Annotated in this window: 17 protein-coding genes; 12 read left to right on the top strand and 5 right to left on the bottom strand. The window is 74.2% G+C overall.

The features are described from left to right. Positions 1-4 precede the first annotated feature (4 nt). Positions 5-667: a bifunctional 4-hydroxy-2-oxoglutarate aldolase/2-dehydro-3-deoxy-phosphogluconate aldolase gene (gene eda / locus NI25_RS27685; protein WP_061445044.1), complete on the top strand. Its 663-nt coding sequence runs from the start codon at positions 5-7 to the stop codon at positions 665-667. On the opposite strand, the gene NI25_RS27680 is transcribed toward eda, so the two are convergent. The 3 genes from NI25_RS27680 to NI25_RS27670 are packed head-to-tail and all read right to left on the bottom strand — an operon-like array spanning position 642 to position 3,471. Then, a complete protein-coding gene (locus tag NI25_RS27680; protein ID WP_061445043.1) occupies positions 642-1,850 on the bottom strand; it encodes a bifunctional RNase H/acid phosphatase in 1,209 nt (402 codons plus the stop codon). The genes eda and NI25_RS27680 overlap by 26 nt on opposite strands. A gap of 11 nt (positions 1,851-1,861) precedes the next feature. Then, the gene (locus NI25_RS27675; protein ID WP_061445042.1) at positions 1,862-2,605 is read right to left on the bottom strand and encodes a zinc ribbon domain-containing protein; all 744 of its coding nucleotides are present in this window, start codon (positions 2,603-2,605) and stop codon (positions 1,862-1,864) included. Further along, positions 2,602-3,471, bottom strand: coding sequence for a Nif3-like dinuclear metal center hexameric protein (locus tag NI25_RS27670; protein WP_061445041.1), 870 nt, complete (start codon positions 3,469-3,471; stop codon positions 2,602-2,604). The genes NI25_RS27675 and NI25_RS27670 overlap by 4 nt, the downstream gene beginning before the upstream one ends. Before the next feature lie 209 nt (positions 3,472-3,680). On the opposite strand from NI25_RS27670, the gene NI25_RS27665 reads away from it, so the two are divergent. Both NI25_RS27665 and NI25_RS38835 read left to right on the top strand, forming a co-directional pair. Beyond that, on the top strand, positions 3,681-4,985 hold the full coding sequence (locus NI25_RS27665; RefSeq protein WP_061445040.1) for a hypothetical protein: 1,305 nt from the start codon (positions 3,681-3,683) through the stop codon (positions 4,983-4,985). Positions 4,986-5,082: 97 nt separating this feature from the next. Next, positions 5,083-5,250 (top strand): hypothetical protein, encoded by a 168-nt coding sequence (locus tag NI25_RS38835; RefSeq protein WP_061445039.1) that lies wholly within the window; start codon positions 5,083-5,085, stop codon positions 5,248-5,250. Between the two features lie 101 nt (positions 5,251-5,351). On the opposite strand, the gene NI25_RS27655 is transcribed toward NI25_RS38835, so the two are convergent. Then, on the bottom strand, positions 5,352-6,266 hold the full coding sequence (locus NI25_RS27655) for a MaoC/PaaZ C-terminal domain-containing protein (protein ID WP_061445038.1): 915 nt from the start codon (positions 6,264-6,266) through the stop codon (positions 5,352-5,354). A 140-nt stretch (positions 6,267-6,406) separates the two neighbouring features. Here NI25_RS27655 and NI25_RS27650 point away from each other — a divergent pair, with 140 nt between their 5' ends. From NI25_RS27650 to NI25_RS27635, 4 genes are all read left to right on the top strand, one after another. Beyond that, entirely contained in the window at positions 6,407-7,384 is a 978-nt protein-coding gene (locus NI25_RS27650; protein WP_078884753.1) for an ABC transporter ATP-binding protein, read from the top strand. After that, a complete protein-coding gene (locus tag NI25_RS27645; protein ID WP_061445037.1) occupies positions 7,381-8,097 on the top strand; it encodes an ABC transporter permease in 717 nt (238 codons plus the stop codon). The genes NI25_RS27650 and NI25_RS27645 overlap by 4 nt, the downstream gene beginning before the upstream one ends. A gap of 36 nt (positions 8,098-8,133) precedes the next feature. Further along, positions 8,134-9,351: a sensor histidine kinase gene (locus NI25_RS27640; protein ID WP_061445036.1), complete on the top strand. Its 1,218-nt coding sequence runs from the start codon at positions 8,134-8,136 to the stop codon at positions 9,349-9,351. Between the two features lie 131 nt (positions 9,352-9,482). After that, positions 9,483-10,115 (top strand): response regulator transcription factor, encoded by a 633-nt coding sequence (locus tag NI25_RS27635; protein WP_078884752.1) that lies wholly within the window; start codon positions 9,483-9,485, stop codon positions 10,113-10,115. 179 nt (positions 10,116-10,294) lie between these two features. Here NI25_RS27635 and NI25_RS27630 read toward each other — a convergent pair whose 3' ends face one another. Beyond that, positions 10,295-11,731 (bottom strand): MFS transporter, encoded by a 1,437-nt coding sequence (locus NI25_RS27630; protein WP_061445035.1) that lies wholly within the window; start codon positions 11,729-11,731, stop codon positions 10,295-10,297. A gap of 290 nt (positions 11,732-12,021) precedes the next feature. Between NI25_RS27630 and NI25_RS27625 the strand changes: the two genes are divergently transcribed. The 5 genes from NI25_RS27625 (at position 12,022) to NI25_RS27605 (ending at position 17,093) form a co-directional block, all read left to right on the top strand. Then, positions 12,022-13,782, top strand: coding sequence for an MFS transporter (locus tag NI25_RS27625; RefSeq protein ID WP_061445034.1), 1,761 nt, complete (start codon positions 12,022-12,024; stop codon positions 13,780-13,782). Between the two features lie 235 nt (positions 13,783-14,017). Further along, complete coding sequence (locus NI25_RS27620; RefSeq protein WP_061445033.1) at positions 14,018-14,698, top strand: class I SAM-dependent methyltransferase; 681 nt, start codon at positions 14,018-14,020, stop codon at positions 14,696-14,698. A 22-nt stretch (positions 14,699-14,720) separates the two neighbouring features. Beyond that, positions 14,721-15,698 (top strand): N-acetylmuramoyl-L-alanine amidase, encoded by a 978-nt coding sequence (locus tag NI25_RS27615; protein WP_061445032.1) that lies wholly within the window; start codon positions 14,721-14,723, stop codon positions 15,696-15,698. A 158-nt stretch (positions 15,699-15,856) separates the two neighbouring features. After that, positions 15,857-16,696: a DUF5336 domain-containing protein gene (locus tag NI25_RS27610; protein ID WP_061445031.1), complete on the top strand. Its 840-nt coding sequence runs from the start codon at positions 15,857-15,859 to the stop codon at positions 16,694-16,696. A gap of 109 nt (positions 16,697-16,805) precedes the next feature. After that, on the top strand, positions 16,806-17,093 hold the full coding sequence (locus tag NI25_RS27605; protein WP_061445030.1) for a hypothetical protein: 288 nt from the start codon (positions 16,806-16,808) through the stop codon (positions 17,091-17,093). Positions 17,094-17,099 lie beyond the last annotated feature (6 nt).

The raw sequence follows: 17,099 nt of genomic DNA, 5'->3' as shown, positions 1-17,099 counted from the left end.
GGGCATGAGTTCTCCGCTGCCCTCCTCCCCCGCCGCCTCGGTGCTGGATCTCGCGCCCGTCGTCCCCGTCGTGGTCGTCGACGACCTCGCCGACGCGGTGCCGCTCGCCAGGGCGCTCGTCGCCGGCGGGCTGCCCGCGATCGAGGTGACCCTGCGGACACCGGTCGCCCTCGACGCGATCCGGGCGATCGCCGCCGAGGTGCCGGGCGCCGTGGTCGGCGCGGGCACCGTCGTCACGGCGGAGCAGGTCGGGCAGGTCGTGACGGCCGGGGCACGGTTCCTGGTCAGCCCGGGATGGACGGACGCGCTGCTGGAGGCGATGCGGGGGTCCGGGGTGCCGTTCCTGCCGGGCGTGTCGACGACTTCGGAGGTGGTGGCGCTGCTGGAGCGCGGGGTGCGGGAGATGAAGTTCTTCCCGGCCGAGGCGGCGGGCGGCACCGCGTATCTCAAGGCGCTCGCCGCGCCCTTGCCGCAGGCGCGCTTCTGCCCGACCGGCGGCATTACGCCGGCCTCCGCTCCGGAGTACCTGGCGCTGCCCAACGTCGGGTGTGTGGGAGGCAGTTGGATGCTGCCCAAGGACGCGGTGGCCGGCCGGGACTGGGCGCGCGTGGAGCGGCTCGCCCGCGAGGCGGCCGGACTGCTCAGCGCAGGTGGGACGTCTCGTTGAACAGGCGGACGCTGGCGCCGCCATCCGCGTAGTACGCCACCGCCGACAGGGACGCCGCCGACAGTTCCATCCGGAACAGTGACTCGGGCGGGGCGCCCAGGGCGAGCTGCAGGAAGGTCTTGATCGGCGTCACGTGGGAGACCAGCAGCACCGTGCGGCCCGCGTACGCCGCGACCAGCTTGTCGCGGGTGGCGGCGATCCGGGCGCCGGTGGCCGCGAAGCTCTCTCCGCCGCCGGTGGGTTCCGCGTCCGGGGAGCCCAGCCAGGCGTCCAGGTCGTCGGGATAACGCTCGCGCACCTCGCCGAAGGTGAGCCCCTCCCACGCGCCGAAGTCGGTCTCCCGCAGCCCCTCCTCGATCGCCACCTCCAGGCCGAGGCGGGCGGCGACGATGCCTGCGGTCTCGCGGGTGCGGGCCAGGGGTGAGGCGACGATCGCCTCGATCGTGCCGCGCCGGGCGAGGCTCGCGGCGACCTTCTCGGCCTGCTCCCGGCCGACGGCCGACAGGGACGGATCGCTGCCGCCGCTCCCAGAGAACCGCTTCTGCGGGGTGAGCGGCGTCTCCCCGTGCCGCAGGAGGACGAACGTGGCGGGGGCGCCCATGTCGGGGGGTCCCCAGCCGGGCGAGGCCACGGCCTTCGCGGCGCGTACGTCGGTGTCGGCGGCCGCCCGTGAACCCACGCCGCCGGTGGCCGCGGCGTCGAGCTCCGCCGTCGACTCGGACGGCGACCACTGTTCGCCGCGTGCGCCCGCGTCCATCGCCTCGTTGGCCAGGCGGTCGGCGTGCTTGTTGTCCGCCCGGGGGATCCACTCGTACGTCACGCGACCGGGCGGGAAGACCCGGGCCGCCTCGGCCGCCAGCGGCTTCATGTCGGGGTGCTTGATCTTCCAGCGGCCCGACATCTGCTCGACGACGAGCTTGGAGTCCATGCGGACGCGCACGCCGGCGTCCGGGTCCAGCTCCTTCGCCGCGCGCAGGCCGGCCAGCAGACCCCGGTACTCGGCGACGTTGTTGGTGACGACCCCGAGGTACTCGGCGGTCTCCACCAGGGTCTCCCCCGTCGCCGCGTCCAGCACCACCGCGCCGTAGCCGGCGGGCCCGGGGTTGCCCCGCGACCCGCCGTCGGCCTCGACGACGAACTCCCGCGCGGGACGAGCCGCCGGACGCGCCGCCTGGTCGTTCACCGGACCGGCCCCTACAGCCCGGAGTCGGCCGTGCGCACCAGGATGCGGCGGCAGTTCTCGCAGCGGACGACCGTGTCGGGCGCAGCCGCGCGGATCTCGCTCAGCTCGGTGATGGCCAGTTCCTGGCGGCACCCCTGGCAACTGCGCTGGTACAGCTTGGCCGCACCGACGCCGCCCTGCTGCTCGCGCAGCTTGTCGTACAGCTTGAGCAGGTCCTCGGGGACGGAGCCCGCGACGACCTCGCGCTCCTTGGTCACCGAGGCCGCCTCGCCGTCCAGTTCCTCGACGGCCGCGTCACGGCGCGCGGTGGCGTCGTCGATCTTTCCCTGGACCGCGCCGACCCGTTCGGTCAGCTCGGCGACCCGTTCCTGCGCGGACTCGCGGCGCTCCATCACCTCCAGGACGACGTCCTCGAGGTCGCCCTGGCGCTTGGCGAGGGAGGCGATCTCGCGCTGGAGGTTCTCCAGGTCCTTCGGGGAGGTGACGGCGCCGGAGTCCAGGCGCTGCTGGTCGCGGCCGGCGCGCTGGCGCACCTGGTCCACGTCCTGCTCGGCCTTGGTCTGCTCGCGGGCGCAGTCGCTCTCCTCGGTCTGCGCGGCCACGAGCAGGTCGCGCAGCTGGGTGTGGTCCTTGGTCAGCGACTCGATCTCGGCGTGCTCGGGCAGGGACCGGCGCTTGTGCGCGAGCTGCTGGAGGCGCGTGTCGAGGCCCTGGACGTCGAGGAGGCGGATCTGGTCGGCGGGCGCGGCTTTCAGTTGGGGGCTCCCATTGCGCTAGAGGTCGGGGCGGACGCCGCGTGGGCGGTCCAGGGGTCGGTGACCGTCTTCGAGACGTGGACCCTGAGGTCCCAGCCGTTGCGGTCGGAGATCTCGTCGAGCTGGGCGGCGCCCAGCTCGCACCAGGGCCACTCGGTGGCCCAGTGCGCCGCGTCGAGCAGCGCGAGGGGACGACGGGCCGCGCGGTCCGCGGAGAACTCGGACACGGGGTGGTGGCGGAGGTCCGCGGTGAGGAAGGCGTCGACGCCCGCCGCCCGTACGTGGTCGAAGAGGCTGTCGCCGGAGCCGCCGCTGACGGCGACCGTGCGCACGGTCGCGTCCGGGTCGCCGGCCACGCGGATGCCCTGCACCGTGGCGGGCAGCCGCTCGGCGGCGCGTGCGGCCAGCTCGCGCACCGTCAGCGGAAGCTGCGGCTCGCACACCCGCCCCAGACCGCGGCGCCCCTCGGGATCGCTCGGGTCCGGTACCAGGGGCCGTACGACGTTCAGGTCGAGCGCGCCGGCCAGCGCGTCCGAGACGCCCGGGTCGGCGGTGTCGGCGTTGGTGTGGGCGACGTGCAGGGCGATGTCGTTCTTGATCAGGGTGTGCACCACACGGCCCTTGAAGGTGGACGCCGCGACCGTCGTCGTCCCGCGCAGATACAGCGGGTGGTGGGTGACGAGCAGGTCGGCGCCGAGCTTCACGGCCTCGTCGGCGATCTCCTGGACGGGGTCCACCGCGAAGAGGACCCGCGTGACCTCCTGGTCGGGGTCGCCCACGACGGTGCCGACCGCGTCCCAGGACTCGGCCCGCTCGGCGGGCCACAGGTTGTCCAGCGCGGCGATGACTTCTGACAGACGGGGCACGCATGCAAGGCTACCTGGAGGTTCTGCGCCGTTGTACCCGCGGCCGCAACCGTCCGCCGCGCCCCTGGCCGTCCGGTCCGGCACAGCACACACCGCGCCCTTCCCTCAGGCGAATCGTTCCTGTGACACACGTATGTGTGATGGGGACCGGCGCCGGTCCCACGCCCGTGCGTGCGAAAACTAGCTTCGTCGCCGGAGGTGACCGAACGATGACGGCCTGTGCGATCGAGCCCTCGGCGGACCCCGGTGACAGCGGGGCCCCGCGGGCGGGCTGCAGCATCACCGCGGAGGGTGCCTACGCCGCACGTCTCGCCCGCCGCGGCGGAAACAGCGGTGGCGAAGAGGCCTGGTACCCCGAGCGCTGGACCCTGGACGGTCCCGAGCCGTACGCGGTGCCGCTGCCGGGCAACCAGCCCGAGGAGCCCGGCACCGAGGTGCAGCCGATGGGCGACGGACGGGTCCTGGTCCACCGGGTGGCGGCCGGCCGGCACCATTTCGCGCTGCTGTACCCGACCGGGCCCGGCACCGGCGAGCTGCCGCTCGGCGCGGTCGAGAGCCCGGCCGACGGCACGGGGCTGCGGCTGCTGCCGCCGGTGCCGGGCGGCGAGCGGGCGTACGCCCTCGCGGCCGGTCCGCGTTCGACGGTGCTGTGGCAGGTCGCGGGCGGCGCCTTCGGGCCCGAGCGGGTGGCCGAGATCCCCGGCCGCTGCTCGGGCGGGGCCTGGCTGGACCGCACGGGGCGGATGCTGGCGGTGGACCGGGAGACCGGCGGGCGCACCAAGGCGGTCGTGGTGGACCTGGAGCGGGACGGCGAGGTGTCGCCGCTGCTGCAGATCGCCCCGGACAGCGACGACCGGCTGCTGCTGGCCGACCCCGACAGCGGGCTGGTGCTCATCGGCTCGGACGCCCCTTCGCCGGGGCGGGAGCGGCTCGGCTGGGGTGTGCTGGGCAGCACGCTGCCGGTGCGCTTCCCGGAGTGCCTGCGGATGCCGGACTGCGTCGTGACGCCGTTCGCCGTCCAGCCGGGTCAGGTGCTGACCCCGGAACGCTGCGCGGTGGCCCTGCGTGTGGACGGCGCGTTCGGCAGCTGGGTCGGGGTGTGGCGGCCCGCCGAACGACAGGTGCGTCATCTTCCGGCGCCGGAGGGGTGGTTGACGGGTGCCGGGCTGTGGACGGCGGACGGGGAGCTGCGACTGCCCTGCTCCACACCACGGTCGCCGTGCGGGGTGGCCCGGCTGATCGCACCGGACACCGCCGACGCGGGTGGCACGAAGGGTGCGGACGGTACCGGCGGTGCGAGGGGCGCGGACCGCTCGGACGGCGCCGGCGGTGCGGGTGGCACAGGCGGTGCGGACGGCGCCGGCGGTGCGGGCGGCGAGCAGCCCGGGAATCCGGAGGCAACGGCTCGGGGCGAGTCCGGCGACGCCCCCGGTACGGCGGACACCCCCGCCGCCGCCCAGCCGCGCCCCGTACCGCTGCAACAGGCCCCGCTGGCACGGCTTGTAACGAAGTAGTGCCGGTTGGCGTGGCCGCCTGGATCCGTCCCGAGGTGTGCCGGTTAGACTCGCCCGGCTGTAGGAAAGATCATGTTGACGGGGTGAATTCCTTCCGATGAACGACGCCAGCACGACCCAGCCGATGCAGGCCGCCGGTGCCGACGTTTCCGAGATCGACGCCGGTCACGGCAAGCACCGTGGACCGGTCTCCAGCCAGGAAGGCGAGGCGACCCCACAGGGCCGCCACCGCAAGCCTGCGGAGGAGTCCGAGACGGCCGCCTGACGGCACGGACAAGGCACACACGAACAGCACGCGGCTCCGGCCCCGTTCGTCGCATCCGACGGGCGGGGCCGCTGTCGTGCCCCGCGCCCTGTGCCCCGTCGTCAGCCGTACCGGACGACCGTGTCGGAGAGGACGGGCGCGTCGCCGCGCTCCACGGCACTCACGGCCACCCGCGCCTCGCCCGCCCCGCCGCCGTCCGCCCGGCCGCCGTCGGCCCCGCCGCCGTCCGTACCGGTGGTCCGCCACATCCGCACCCGCAGCGTCTCCCCCGGGTACACCACCCCGGCGAACCGCGCGTCGTACGCGCGCACCCGGGTCACGTCACCGTCCAGCAGCGTGTCGACGACCGCCTTGAGCGTGGTGCCGTACGTGCACAGCCCGTGCAGGACGGGCCGCTCGAAGCCGGCGCGCGCGGCGAACTCCGGGTCGGCGTGCAGGGGGTTGAAGTCGCCGGAGAGCCGGTAGAGCAGGGCCTGGTCCTCGCGCACGGTCCGTTCGACGACGTGGTCCGCGGGCTCGGCGGGCGGTGGCGAGGGGCGTCCGGACGGGCCCCGCTCACCGCCCCAGCCGCCTTCCCCGCGTACGAAGACCTCGGCCTCGTCGGTCCACAGCGGCCCGTCGCCGTCGGTGACCTCGGTGCGCAGGACGAGGACGGCCGCGCCGCCCTTGTCGTACGCGGCGACGACGCGCGAGGACGCCCTCGCCCTGCCCCGCACCGGGACGGCGGGCCGGTGCAGCCGCAGCCGCTGCCCGCCGTGCAGGACGCGGGCGAGGTCGACGTCGACGCCGGGCACGGACAGCGTGCCGATCACTCCCGGGGCACCGCCGCCGGCCACCGTCGCGAAGCTCGGCAGGACGTGCAGCCGGGACTCCAGGGTGTAGCGCAGCTCGCCGGGGTCGGTGGCGGGCCGGCCCGCGCCGATGCCGAGGTGGTAGAGCTGGACGTCCTTGTGGTCCCAGGCGATCTCGCGGACCCGGGGTGCGGCGGCGAGCGCCCCGGCTGCGTCGATGGGCATGGCTCTCCCGGCTCGTCTCCCGCGCGTCCCTGCTGTCCCGGTCACCGTACGGGACGCCCGCCGCCCATGACATTTGTCCTGCCGAACACCGGACAACCGCATCTGCCGTCGGCCCCCGCCGGCTCCGTAGCGTCGTCGGCATGACACCGACAGAGGGCACCACCCCCGCCGTCTCCTTCGCGGGAGCGGCCAAGGCGTACGGCGACGTCCGCGCCGTCGACGGCATGGACCTGCGGATCGAGCGCGGCGAGACGGTCGCGCTGCTCGGCCGCAACGGCGCGGGCAAGTCGACGGCGATCGCGCTGCTGCTCGGCCTGCGCCCGCCCGACGCCGGCACGGTGGAGCTGTTCGGCGGTCCTCCGGAGGGTGCCGTGCGCGCGGGGCGGGTGGGGGCCATGCTCCAGGAGGCACGGGCGGTCCCCCGGGTCACCGTGGGCGAGCTGGTCGCCTTCGTGGCCGGCCGCTATCCGGCGCCGATGCCCGTCGGGCAGGCCCTGGAGCTGGCGGGGATCGCCGCGCTGGCCGGGCGGCGCGTGGACCGGCTGTCCGGCGGCCAGGTCCAGCGGGTGCGCTTCGCCCTCGCGCTGGCCGGCCGCCCCGACCTGCTGGTCCTGGACGAGCCGACGGCGGCCCTCGACGTGGAGGCCCGGCACGCCTTCTGGGAGTCGATGCGGGCCTACACCCTCGGGGGCAGCACGGTCCTCTTCTCCACGCACTACCTGGAGGAGGCCGACGCGCACGCCGACCGGATCCTGGTCGTCGACCGGGGGCGGATCGTCGCGGACGGCACCGGCGACGAGCTGCGCCGGGCGGCGGGCGGCAGCCGCGTCTCCTTCGACCTGGCCGGCCGGCCCGCCGACGGCCTGACCCTGCTGCCCGGGGTCCGCTCGCTGGAGGTGCGGGGGGACCGTGCGCTGCTGCGCACCGACGACTCCGACGCGACCGTGGTCGCCCTCGCGGAACTCGGCGCGATTCGCGGCCTGGAGGTCGCCCCCGCGTCCCTGGACGACGCGTTCCTGGCCCTGACGGCCCCGGCACCGACACCCGCACCCACAACACCCGCACCCGCACCCGCACCCGCACCCGCACCCGCACCGGAGAAGGAGAGCATGCGATGAGGGACTACCTGGTCCTGGAGACGCGCCGTACGCTGCGCGATCCCGGCTTCGTGATCGGCGGCATCGCCATGCCGGTCCTGATGTACCTGCTCTTCACCAACCTCGGGGACGACGCGGGCGACTGGAAGACGGGTGCGATGGTCGGCATGGCCGCCTACGGCGCGGTCGGCTCGGCCCTGAACACCGGCGGCGGGGTCGCCGAGGACCGGGCGATCGGCTGGCTGCGGCAGCTGAGGGTGACGCCGATGCCGCCGCACCAGGTGGTCGTGGGCCGCGCCCTGACCTCCTCCGTCACCGTGCTGCCCGCGATCGCGGCGGTGCTCGGCGCGGGCGGCCTGATCAACGGCGTGCGGCTGGACGCCTGGCAGTGGGCGGCGCTGGCGCTGCTGCTCTGGCTCGGATCGGTGCCGTTCACGCTGCTGGGGCTCGGCAACGGGTACCGGCTGACCGGGCAGACCACGGGCGTCGCGAACATGGTGGCCAACCTGGGCCTCGCGGTGGTCGGGGGCCTGTGGTTCCCGCTGGCGCTGTTCCCCGAGTGGCTGCGCACGGTGTCGGGGTTCACTCCGAGCAACCGCTTCGCCCAGCTCGGCACGTCGGTGGCCACGGGGCAGGCACCGCCCGTGGGTGGAATCCTCGTCCTGGCGGGATGGCTGCTGGCCTTCGGCGTGTACGCCGTCCTGTCCTACCGCCGCGGCGCGGCGAACGACTGAGCGCCGCGGGCGCGGAGCGGAAGGGAGCCGACAGCCATGACCGGGATCCGGGGGCGGTTGCGCAAGGTGTCGTGCCGACTCGACGCGTGGCAGCTCGCGCGGCAGTCCGAGGCGGCGGACCGGGAGGGCGAGCGGACGGAGCGGGCCGGCCCGCCGCCCTCCGGCTTCACACTGCTGCCGTGGCTGCTGATGGGCCTGGGCAGCCTGGCCAACATCTTCCAGGGGCGGACGTCCAACCCCTGGGTCGGCGGCGCGGGACTGCTCGTCTTCAACTCGCTGTACATCTACGTGGCGTTCCGCTCCTTCGACAAGGAGACGCGCGAGTCGCCGTCCACGCGGCTGGCGCTGGGCGCCATGGCGCTGGTGACGTGCGGTCTGGCACTCGCGTACGGCGGCAGCTGGCTGCTGTTCTTCCCGCTGCTGGGCCTCGCCGCGGGGGCGGCGCTGCGCGGCCGGTGGCTGGGCCGGTGGGGCTGGTCGCTGGCGGTGGTGGCGGGTGTCGTGGGCGGCGTCCGGGACGGCTGGGACGGCCTGAACATCGCCTACGCGACGTTCCTTTCGACGATGGTGACGGCCGCGATCCTGAGCCTGTCCGACGCCGTGCGTCAACTGCGCGCCGCCCGGGAGGAGCTGGCCACCCGTGCGGTGGCGGAGGAGCGGCTGCGGTTCTCGCGCGATCTGCACGACCTGCTGGGGCACACGCTGTCGGTGATCGTGGTCAAGTCGGAGGCCGCCCGCCGGCTGGCGCCCCGGGACCTGAACGCGGCGCTGACCCAGATCACGGACATCGAGTCGGTCGGCCGCCAGGCGCTGACCGAGGTCCGCGAGGCGGTCACGGGCTACCGGGAGGGCAGCCTCGGCACCGAGCTGGACCGGGCCCGGTCGGCGCTGGACGCGGCGGACGTGGAGGCGGTGGTCCACCGCTCCGGCCCGCCGCTGCCCCCGCAGACGGAGGCGCTGCTGGGCTGGGTGGTGCGGGAGGCGGTCACCAACGTCGTACGGCACAGCGGGGCGAGCCGCTGCGAGATCGCGGTCTCGGGCGGTGCGGACCGGGTCCGGCTGACGGTCACGGACGACGGCACGGGCGTGGCGGGCCCCACGCAGGGTCCGGGCACGGGCCTGACCGGCCTCACGGAGCGCCTCGCCACGGCGGGTGGCTCGCTCACGGCGGGGGTGGGGCCGCGGGGCGGCTTCTCGGTGACGGCGGAGCTTCCGGTGCGGGAGGAGGAACGGCCGGTGGGCGCACCGGCGTAGCTCCCGGGCGGGCGGACGCCCGAACCCTCGGCGCGGCGCCCGAACCCTCGGCGCGGCGCCCGGACCCTCGCCACGGCCACCGCCCGAGCCTTCGTGCGTCCGCATGACCGGGTGCCCCCTACCCTTGCCCCGTGACCGACGAGACCCCCCGCGACCACCCCGTCCGTGTCCTCCTCGCCGAGGACCAGGGCATGATGCGCGGCGCGCTCGCGCTGCTGCTCGGGATGGAGGCGGACATCGAGGTGGTCGCGCAGGTGGCGGCCGGGAACGAGATCGTCGCCGCCGCGCTCGCGCACCGCCCCGACGTCGCCCTGCTCGACATCGAACTGCCGGGCCTGAGCGGCCTGGACGCCGCCGCCGAGCTGCGGGAGCGGGTGCCCGGCTGCCGGGTGCTGATCCTGACCACGTTCGGCCGCCCCGGGTACCTCAGGCGGGCCATGGAGGCGGGTGCCGCCGGTTTCCTGGTGAAGGACGGCCCGGTGGAGGAGCTGGCCGGTGCGATCCGCCGGGTGCTGGCCGGTGAGACGGTCGTCGACCCGGCGCTGGCCGCGGCCGCGCTCAGTGCGGGGCCCAGTCCGCTCACCGGCCGGGAGTGCGACGTGCTGCGGGCCTCGGCGGACGGTGCGACGGTCGCGGACATCGCCGCGGTGCTGCATCTGTCCGAGTCCACGGTCCGCAACTATCTGTCCGCCGCGATCGGCAAGACCGGTACCCGCAACCGGGCGGAGGCGCTGCGCGCGGCTCGGCAGCGGGGGTGGGTCTGAGCGGGGGGTGGGTTGCGATGGTTCGTCGGCCGCGCGGGGGGGGGGGGGGCGGGTTGCAATGGTTCGTCGGCCGCGGGCCGGTGGGGGTTGCTCGCGCAGTTCCCCGCGCCTTCCCCGCGCCCCTTGTGACGCGCCCCCTTCGGGGCGCGTTTTTCGGGGGCGCTTCCTTCTGGGCTCGCTCAGTCCTTCGCGCGTGCCTTCGGCAGCCACGCCCACATCAGTACGGCCGCTGCGAGCAGCACCGCCGCCGCCGTGCGGAAGACCAGGGCGTAGCCGTCCGTCAGGGCCGCCGGGTCCGCGTGCTCGCCCCCGGAGCGGGCCGCCGCGATCGTCGACATCACCGCGAGTCCCAGCGAACCGCCCATCGTCCGGGAGGTGTTGATCAGCCCGGAGACCAGTCCGGCGTCCCCCGGAGCCGCGCCGGAGATGGCCAGCGAGGCCAGCGGGGTGGCCGCCAGGCCCGCGCCCAGCATCATCAGCACGCCGGGAAGCATGATCGCGGTGAGATAGCCGCCGTCCGCGGTCATCGTCGACTGCCAGCCGAAGCCGACCGCGGCGACGAGCGTGCCGAGCACGGCCACGTTCCGGGCCCCGAGCACGGGCAGGAACCGCGGGGCCGCCTTCGAGCCGAGGATCACGGCGAGGGAGCTGGGCACCAGGGCGAGGCCGGCCTCCAGCGGGGAGTAGCCCAGGACGTTCTGCGCGTACAGGGTCATGAAGAACCACATCGAGAACATCGACGAGCCGGACACCAGCATCGCCACGTTCGCCGACGCCACCGACCGCAGCCGCAGCAGTGCGAGCGGGATCAGCGGGGCCGCCGTCCGCGCCTCGACCAGGAGGAAGAGCCCGAGCAGTACGAGGCCGGCGAGCAGCGGCAGCAGCGCGGCGCCCGCCGTCCACCCCTCGGACTCGGTCTGCGAGATGCCGTAGGCCAGTGTGGCGAGTCCGGTGGTCACCAGCAGGGCGCCCGGCAGGTCCAGGCGGCGGCGCTCGCCGCCCCGGCTCTCGGTCAGCCACCGCACGGCGCCGGCCAGCACGACCGCGCCCACCGGCACGTTGATCAACAGCACCCAGCGCCAGGACAGCCCGTCCACCAGGACACCGCCCACCAGACCGCCCGCGGCACCGCCGCCCGCGCCCACGGCGGTCCAGGTCGCGATGGCGCGGGCCCGGGCCGCGCCCTCCGGCACCGCGGCGGTCAGCAGCGTCAGCGTCGAGGGGGCGAGTACGGCCGCGCCGAGGCCCTGCACGGCCCGCGCGGCCAGCAGCTGCCAGCTCTCCTGGGCGAACCCGCCGCCCAGCGAGGCCAGGGTGAACAGCCCGAGCCCGACCAGGAACATCCGCTTGCGCCCGTACAGGTCGCCGGCCCGTCCGCCGAGCAGCATGAACCCGGCGAAGGCGATGGCGTAGGCGTTGACCACCCACTGGAGGCCCTGGGCGCTGAGTCCGAGATCGGTGCGCATCGAGGGCAGGGCGACGTTGACGACGGACACGTCGAGCACGACCAGGAACTGTCCGGCGCAGGCGAGCGCCACGACCAGCCAGGTCGGAGGCGTACGGCGTGCGGATATGCGGCGGGCCGGGGTGGAGGTGGTGCCGGTGGCTTCGAGCATGGGTGTCATGGTCTCAAGCCGGGTCTGCCCCTTGCATCGGTTTTTGGTCCCTTGTCCGTCCCGGGACCGTCCTAGGACCTGAGTCGTAGGCCAGGGGAAGCCGGCACGGGCGGGGGAATCCGGTCACGGGCGACCGGCCGGTGAACCGTGTGCAGAGGTGTTCCCAAGAGAAGGTCAAGAATTAGTTAGGGACCCGAAGCAACGGAATAGTTGCCCGGGCGCACGAGGTTCAGCCTGCACACACCCACGATCCACGCGTTCACCGACTCCCGGCCTGGAGGCCCCACCCCATGTCCCACACGACGACCGACGAGCCCGCGCGGCAAGCGAGCGGGGCCACCGTCCCGGTGCTCGCGTTCGCGGGCATCGTCGTCGCGGTGATGCAGACCCTGCTGGTCCCGGTCATCAAGGACCTGCCCCGACTTCTGGACACCTCACCCAGCAACGCCACCTGGGTCCTGACCTCCACGCTCCTGTCCGGAGCCGTGGCCACGCCGATCATGGGCCGGCTCGGCGACCTGTTCGGCAAGCGCCGCATGCTGATCGCCAGCCTGTCGGTGATGGTCGTCGGCGCGCTGCTCAGCGCGCTCACCGATGCGCTGATCCCGATGATCGTCGGCCGTACGCTGCAGGGCTTCGCGATGGGCGCGATACCCCTCGGCATCGGCCTGATGCGCGACATGCTGCCCCGTGAGCGGCTCGGCTCGGCGATGGCGCTGATGAGCTCCTCGATCGGCGTCGGCGGCGGCCTGGCGCTGCCCGCGGCGGCCCTGGTCGCGCAGCACACCGACTGGCACGCCCTGTACTTCGGCGCCGCCGGCCTCGGTGCCCTCTCCATCGCCCTGACGCTGCTGGTCGTACCGGAGTCCCCGCTGCGCGCCAAGGGGTCCTTCGACCTGCCGGGCGCGCTGGGCCTGTCCGCCGGTCTGATCCTCTTCCTGCTGCCGATCAGCAAGGGCAGCGACTGGGGCTGGTCGTCGCCCACCACGCTCGGCCTGTTCGCCGCCGCCGTCGTGGTGCTGCTCCTGTGGGGCCTGATGGAGCTGCGCGTCGCCGCCCCGCTGGTCGACCTGCGCACCACGGCCCGCCGCGAGGTCCTGCTCACCAACCTCGCCTCGATCATGGTCGGCGTCTCCTTCTTCGTCATCTCCCTCGTCCTGCCGCAGCTCCTCCAGCTGCCCGCCGAGACCGGTTACGGCCTCGGTCAGTCGATGGTCGTCGCGGGCCTGTGCGTGGCCCCGCTGGGCCTGACGATGATGTTCACGGCGCCGGTCTACGCCCGTCTGTCCGCCCGCTACGGCCCGCGCACCACCCTGATCATCGGCCTGGTGATCATCGGGATCGGTTACGCCGGCGGCCTCGGCCTGATGAGCGCCGCCTGGCAGACCGTCGTCACCTCGGTGCTGATCGGCGCGGGCATCGGCCTCGCCTACTCCTCCCTGCCCGCGCTGATCATCGGCGCGGTCCCGGCCTCGGAGACCGGCGCGGCCAACGGTCTCAACACCCTGATGCGGTCCATCGGTACGTCGGTGTCGAGCGCCGTCATCGGCATGGTGCTCGCCAACACGTCGACCGACGCGGGCGGCGTCGCCGTCCCGACCATGCACGGCTTCCGCGTCTCCTTCCTGATCGCGGCCGCCGCCGTCGCCGTCGGCCTGGTGCTGGCCTTCTTCCTCCCGCGCCGCAGTCCCGCGGGCGTCTCCCAGCTGCGCGCGAGCAGCGAGGAGGACGCCAACCTGGCCCGCGCCGAGCAGGCCCTCGCCGGCGCCGGGGAGGAGCCCGCGCAAGGCTTCCGGGGCCGGGTGCTGGCCGCCGACGGCGCGCCCGTCGCCCGTGCCAAGGTGACGCTGATCGACCGGCACGGACGGCAGGCGGGCGCGACCCTCTCCGCGGGGGACGGCAGCTACGCCCTCGCCGTGCCCGCCCGGGGCCCGTACGTCCTGGCCGCCCGTGCCGCGGGCCACGCCCCGCTCGCCCACGCGGCGACCCACGGCGGCGACCGCCCGGTCGACCTGGACCTCTCCCTGCCGGGCGAGACGGTCCCGGCCTGACCCGCGCCCACCCCGTACCCCCTGTCGCGGCACGCGGCGGGGGGTACGGCAGCATGGGGCGCCGGCACACCCCCGCACCGGCACCACGCAGAACGCACGACGTTCGACGCACCGCGTTCGACGCACCACGTTCGAAGCACCACGTTCGAAGCACGTAGCACGACGACCTCTGAACGACGCACGAAGCGCGAAGCACGTAGCACCAAGCGCGAAGCACGACCACCGAAAGGCCCCCATGACCGCGGCCCCCGCCTCCGCCTCATCCCCGTCCCCGTCGCCGTCCCCCGGCGTCCTGGCCGCCTTCGAGGCCGCGAAGGGGTTCATGCCCGCGCACGAGGGCCGCGCGCTGTACGCCGCAGCCGTGGAGGCGGGCGGGCTCGGGCTGCCGCTGCTGGAGGTGGGCACGTACTGCGGGCGTTCCACCGTCCTGCTCGCGGACGCGGCCCGCCGGGCCGGGGTCACGGCACTCACCGTCGACCACCACCGGGGCAGCGAGGAGCAGCAGCCGGGCTGGGACTACCACGACCCGGAGACGGTCGACCCCGAGCTGGGCGTGATGGACACCCTGCCCACCTTCCGCCGCACCCTGCACCGGGCGGGCCTGGAGGAGCACGTGGTCGCCCTGGTCGGCCGCTCGCCGCAGGTCGCCGCGGTCTGGAACTCCCCGCTGGGCCTCGTCTTCGTCGACGGCGGCCACACCGACGAGCACGCGACCGCCGACTACGAGGGCTGGGCCCCGCACGTCGCCGACGGCGGCCTGCTGGTCATCCACGACGTCTTCCCGGACCCGGCCGACGAGTTCACCGGCCAGGCCCCGTACCGCGTCTACCTCAGGGCGCTGGCGTCGGGCGCGTTCACCGAGGTCTCGGCGACCGACTCGCTGCGCGTCCTGCGGCGAACGGGCACGGGGATCTGAGGGCGCGGTTAGAGTCGCTGACGTGTCGTACACAGGCCCGGACTTCGAACCTCCCCAGCCCCGCCGCTCCCCGCTGCGCCGCCCCCTGACCGTGGCGGTCGCCGCGCTCGTCCCCGGGGCGCTGCTCGGGTGGGGGGTGTACGCGGCGGTCGGCGGCCCGGGCGACGGCGACGGGGGCGGCGCCGACCGCGCGGGCGCCGTACGGACGACGGCGGCGCCGTCCGCCGGTGCTTCCGCGACCCCGGGCGACGACGGCAAGAAGCCCGCGGGCTCCTCCCCCGCCCCCACGTCCGGGAAGCCGTCCGCCTCCCGACCCGCCGCGTCGGGCCCCCTCAAGGGCAAGGTCGTCGTCATCGACCCCGGCCACAACCCCGCCAACTTCCGGCACGCGTCCGAGATCAACCGCAAGGTGAACGTCGGCACGCACTGGAAGGAGTGCGACACGACCGGCACCGCCACCAACGCGGGCTGGCCGGAGGCGAAGTTCACCCTCGACGTGGCCCACCGGCTGCGCGCCCTGCTGGAGGAGCAGGGCGCGACCGTGAAACTGACGCAGGACGGCGACCGTTCGTACGGTCCCTGCGTGGACGAGCGGGCCCGGATCGGCAACGAGGCGAAGGCCGACGCCGCGATCTCGATCCACGCCGACGGGTCGGGGGCGGGCAACCGCGGCTTCCACGTGATCATGCCGGGGTCGGTGCACGAGGGCGCCGCCGACACCCGCGCCATCGTGGCGCCCTCCGCCGAACTGGGCAAGAACGTCGCGGGCGCCTTCGTGCGCGTCACGGGCTCCGCGCCGTCCAACTACCTCGGCGACGGCACCGGCCTGGTCACGCGCACGGACCTGGGTGGTCTCAATCTGTCAACGGTTCCCAAGGTGTTCATCGAGTGCGGCAACATGCGGGACGCCAAGGACGTGGCACTGCTGACCAGCGGCAGTTGGCGGCAGAAGGCGGCGGAGGGGATGTCTGAGGGGATTGTGAGTTTCCTGCGCGGGTAGCGCCCGGCGTCCCGATCCCTGCGGACAGCCCCGACCCGTGGACGATAGTGTCGTCCGTACGATGAGGGGCCACCCCCGCGCTTCACACCGGAACCTTTCGGCGCCATCGTGACAGCGACGCCTCTACCGACGACGAGACGACCTACGAAGGACCTGAAGTGAATATCCGCTCCCTCACTCGAGGCGACGGCGTGGTGATCGGAGCAGCGGTGTTGCTGTTGATCGCGTCGTTCCTCGACATCTACTCGATCGAAGGTGCGCCGGACAGCGCCGACATCCCCACCCTGTGGGGCAGTGGCCCGGTCGTGCTCGGTGTCGTCCTCGCGGGCGTCATCGGCGCCGCGCTCGTCGTCGTGAGCCACGCCATGCCGCAGCCCAGGAAGGTGGCCGGTCTCGACCTCGGCCAGTTCGGCATCGCGTTCACGGTGTTCGCCGCCTGGTGCGCGCTCGGCAACATCTTCGACCCGGCGGGAGCCTTCGACAACGACGGGGGCCTGGACAATGTCAGCGCCGGCATGGGCCTGATCCTGGCCCTCATCGCCACGCTGGTCATGGCCGCCGCGGCCGTGGCCACCCCGCTGGTCCCCGCCCTCAAGGGCAGCCTGGTCCCGGCCGCCCGTCCGGCCGCGCCGCAGCCCTACGGCGGCCAGCCCCAGGGTGGTTACGGCTACCCGGGCGCCCAGCAGCAGCCGTACGGGGGCCAGCCCGGACAGCCGGGTCAGCCCGGTCCGTCCTTCGGCGGCCAGCCGCAGCCGGGACAGCCGCAGGCGCCGCAGCAGGCGCAGGCGCAGCCGGCCGGGGACTTCTCCCCGTTCTGGTTCGCCGTGCCGGTGCCGCGTCCGCTGTTCGCGGAGGACGGCTCGCCGACCCCGATCGCCGAGCTGGCCCCGGGTACCTGGTACCTGGCCGTCGAGCAGCGCGGCGCCAACCTGGTCGCCCAGACCCAGGACGGCCGCCGCGGCGTCCTCCAGGACACCTCGGGCATCCAGCGCGGCTGACGACGCCGACGCGCCGGCGACACCTCAACGGCCCTCCGTCCGGAAGCAGTTCCGGACGGAGGGCCGTCGGCACAGGTTTCCTCCGGTCCTGCGCGGCCATACGGAAGGCATGTCCAGATACAGCGGTTCGAACTCCGCGGGCAGGGCCGTCGCGATCGTCGCGGACCTCATGGCCTTCATCCTCGGCCTGTGGATCCTGATGTACCTGTTGGACGCCAACCGGGCCAACGACCTGGTGCGATTCGTCCATGACGCGGCCGGCTGGCTGGCCGGCTGGTCGCACGACCTCTTCACGTTCGACGAGGCGTGGGCGCGGGTCGTCGCCGGCTACGGACTGGCCGCGGTCGTCTACCTCTTCGTCGGCCACGCCGTCGCCAACCGCCTCGGCCGTCACTGACCGCCG

The sequence above is a fragment of the Streptomyces sp. CCM_MD2014 genome (assembly GCF_000772045.1).
GTDB lineage: Bacteria > Actinomycetota > Actinomycetes > Streptomycetales > Streptomycetaceae > Streptomyces > Streptomyces salinarius.
The sequence above is the reverse complement of the archived record's forward strand: the minus strand, read 5'-3'. Positions and strand labels throughout refer to the sequence as shown.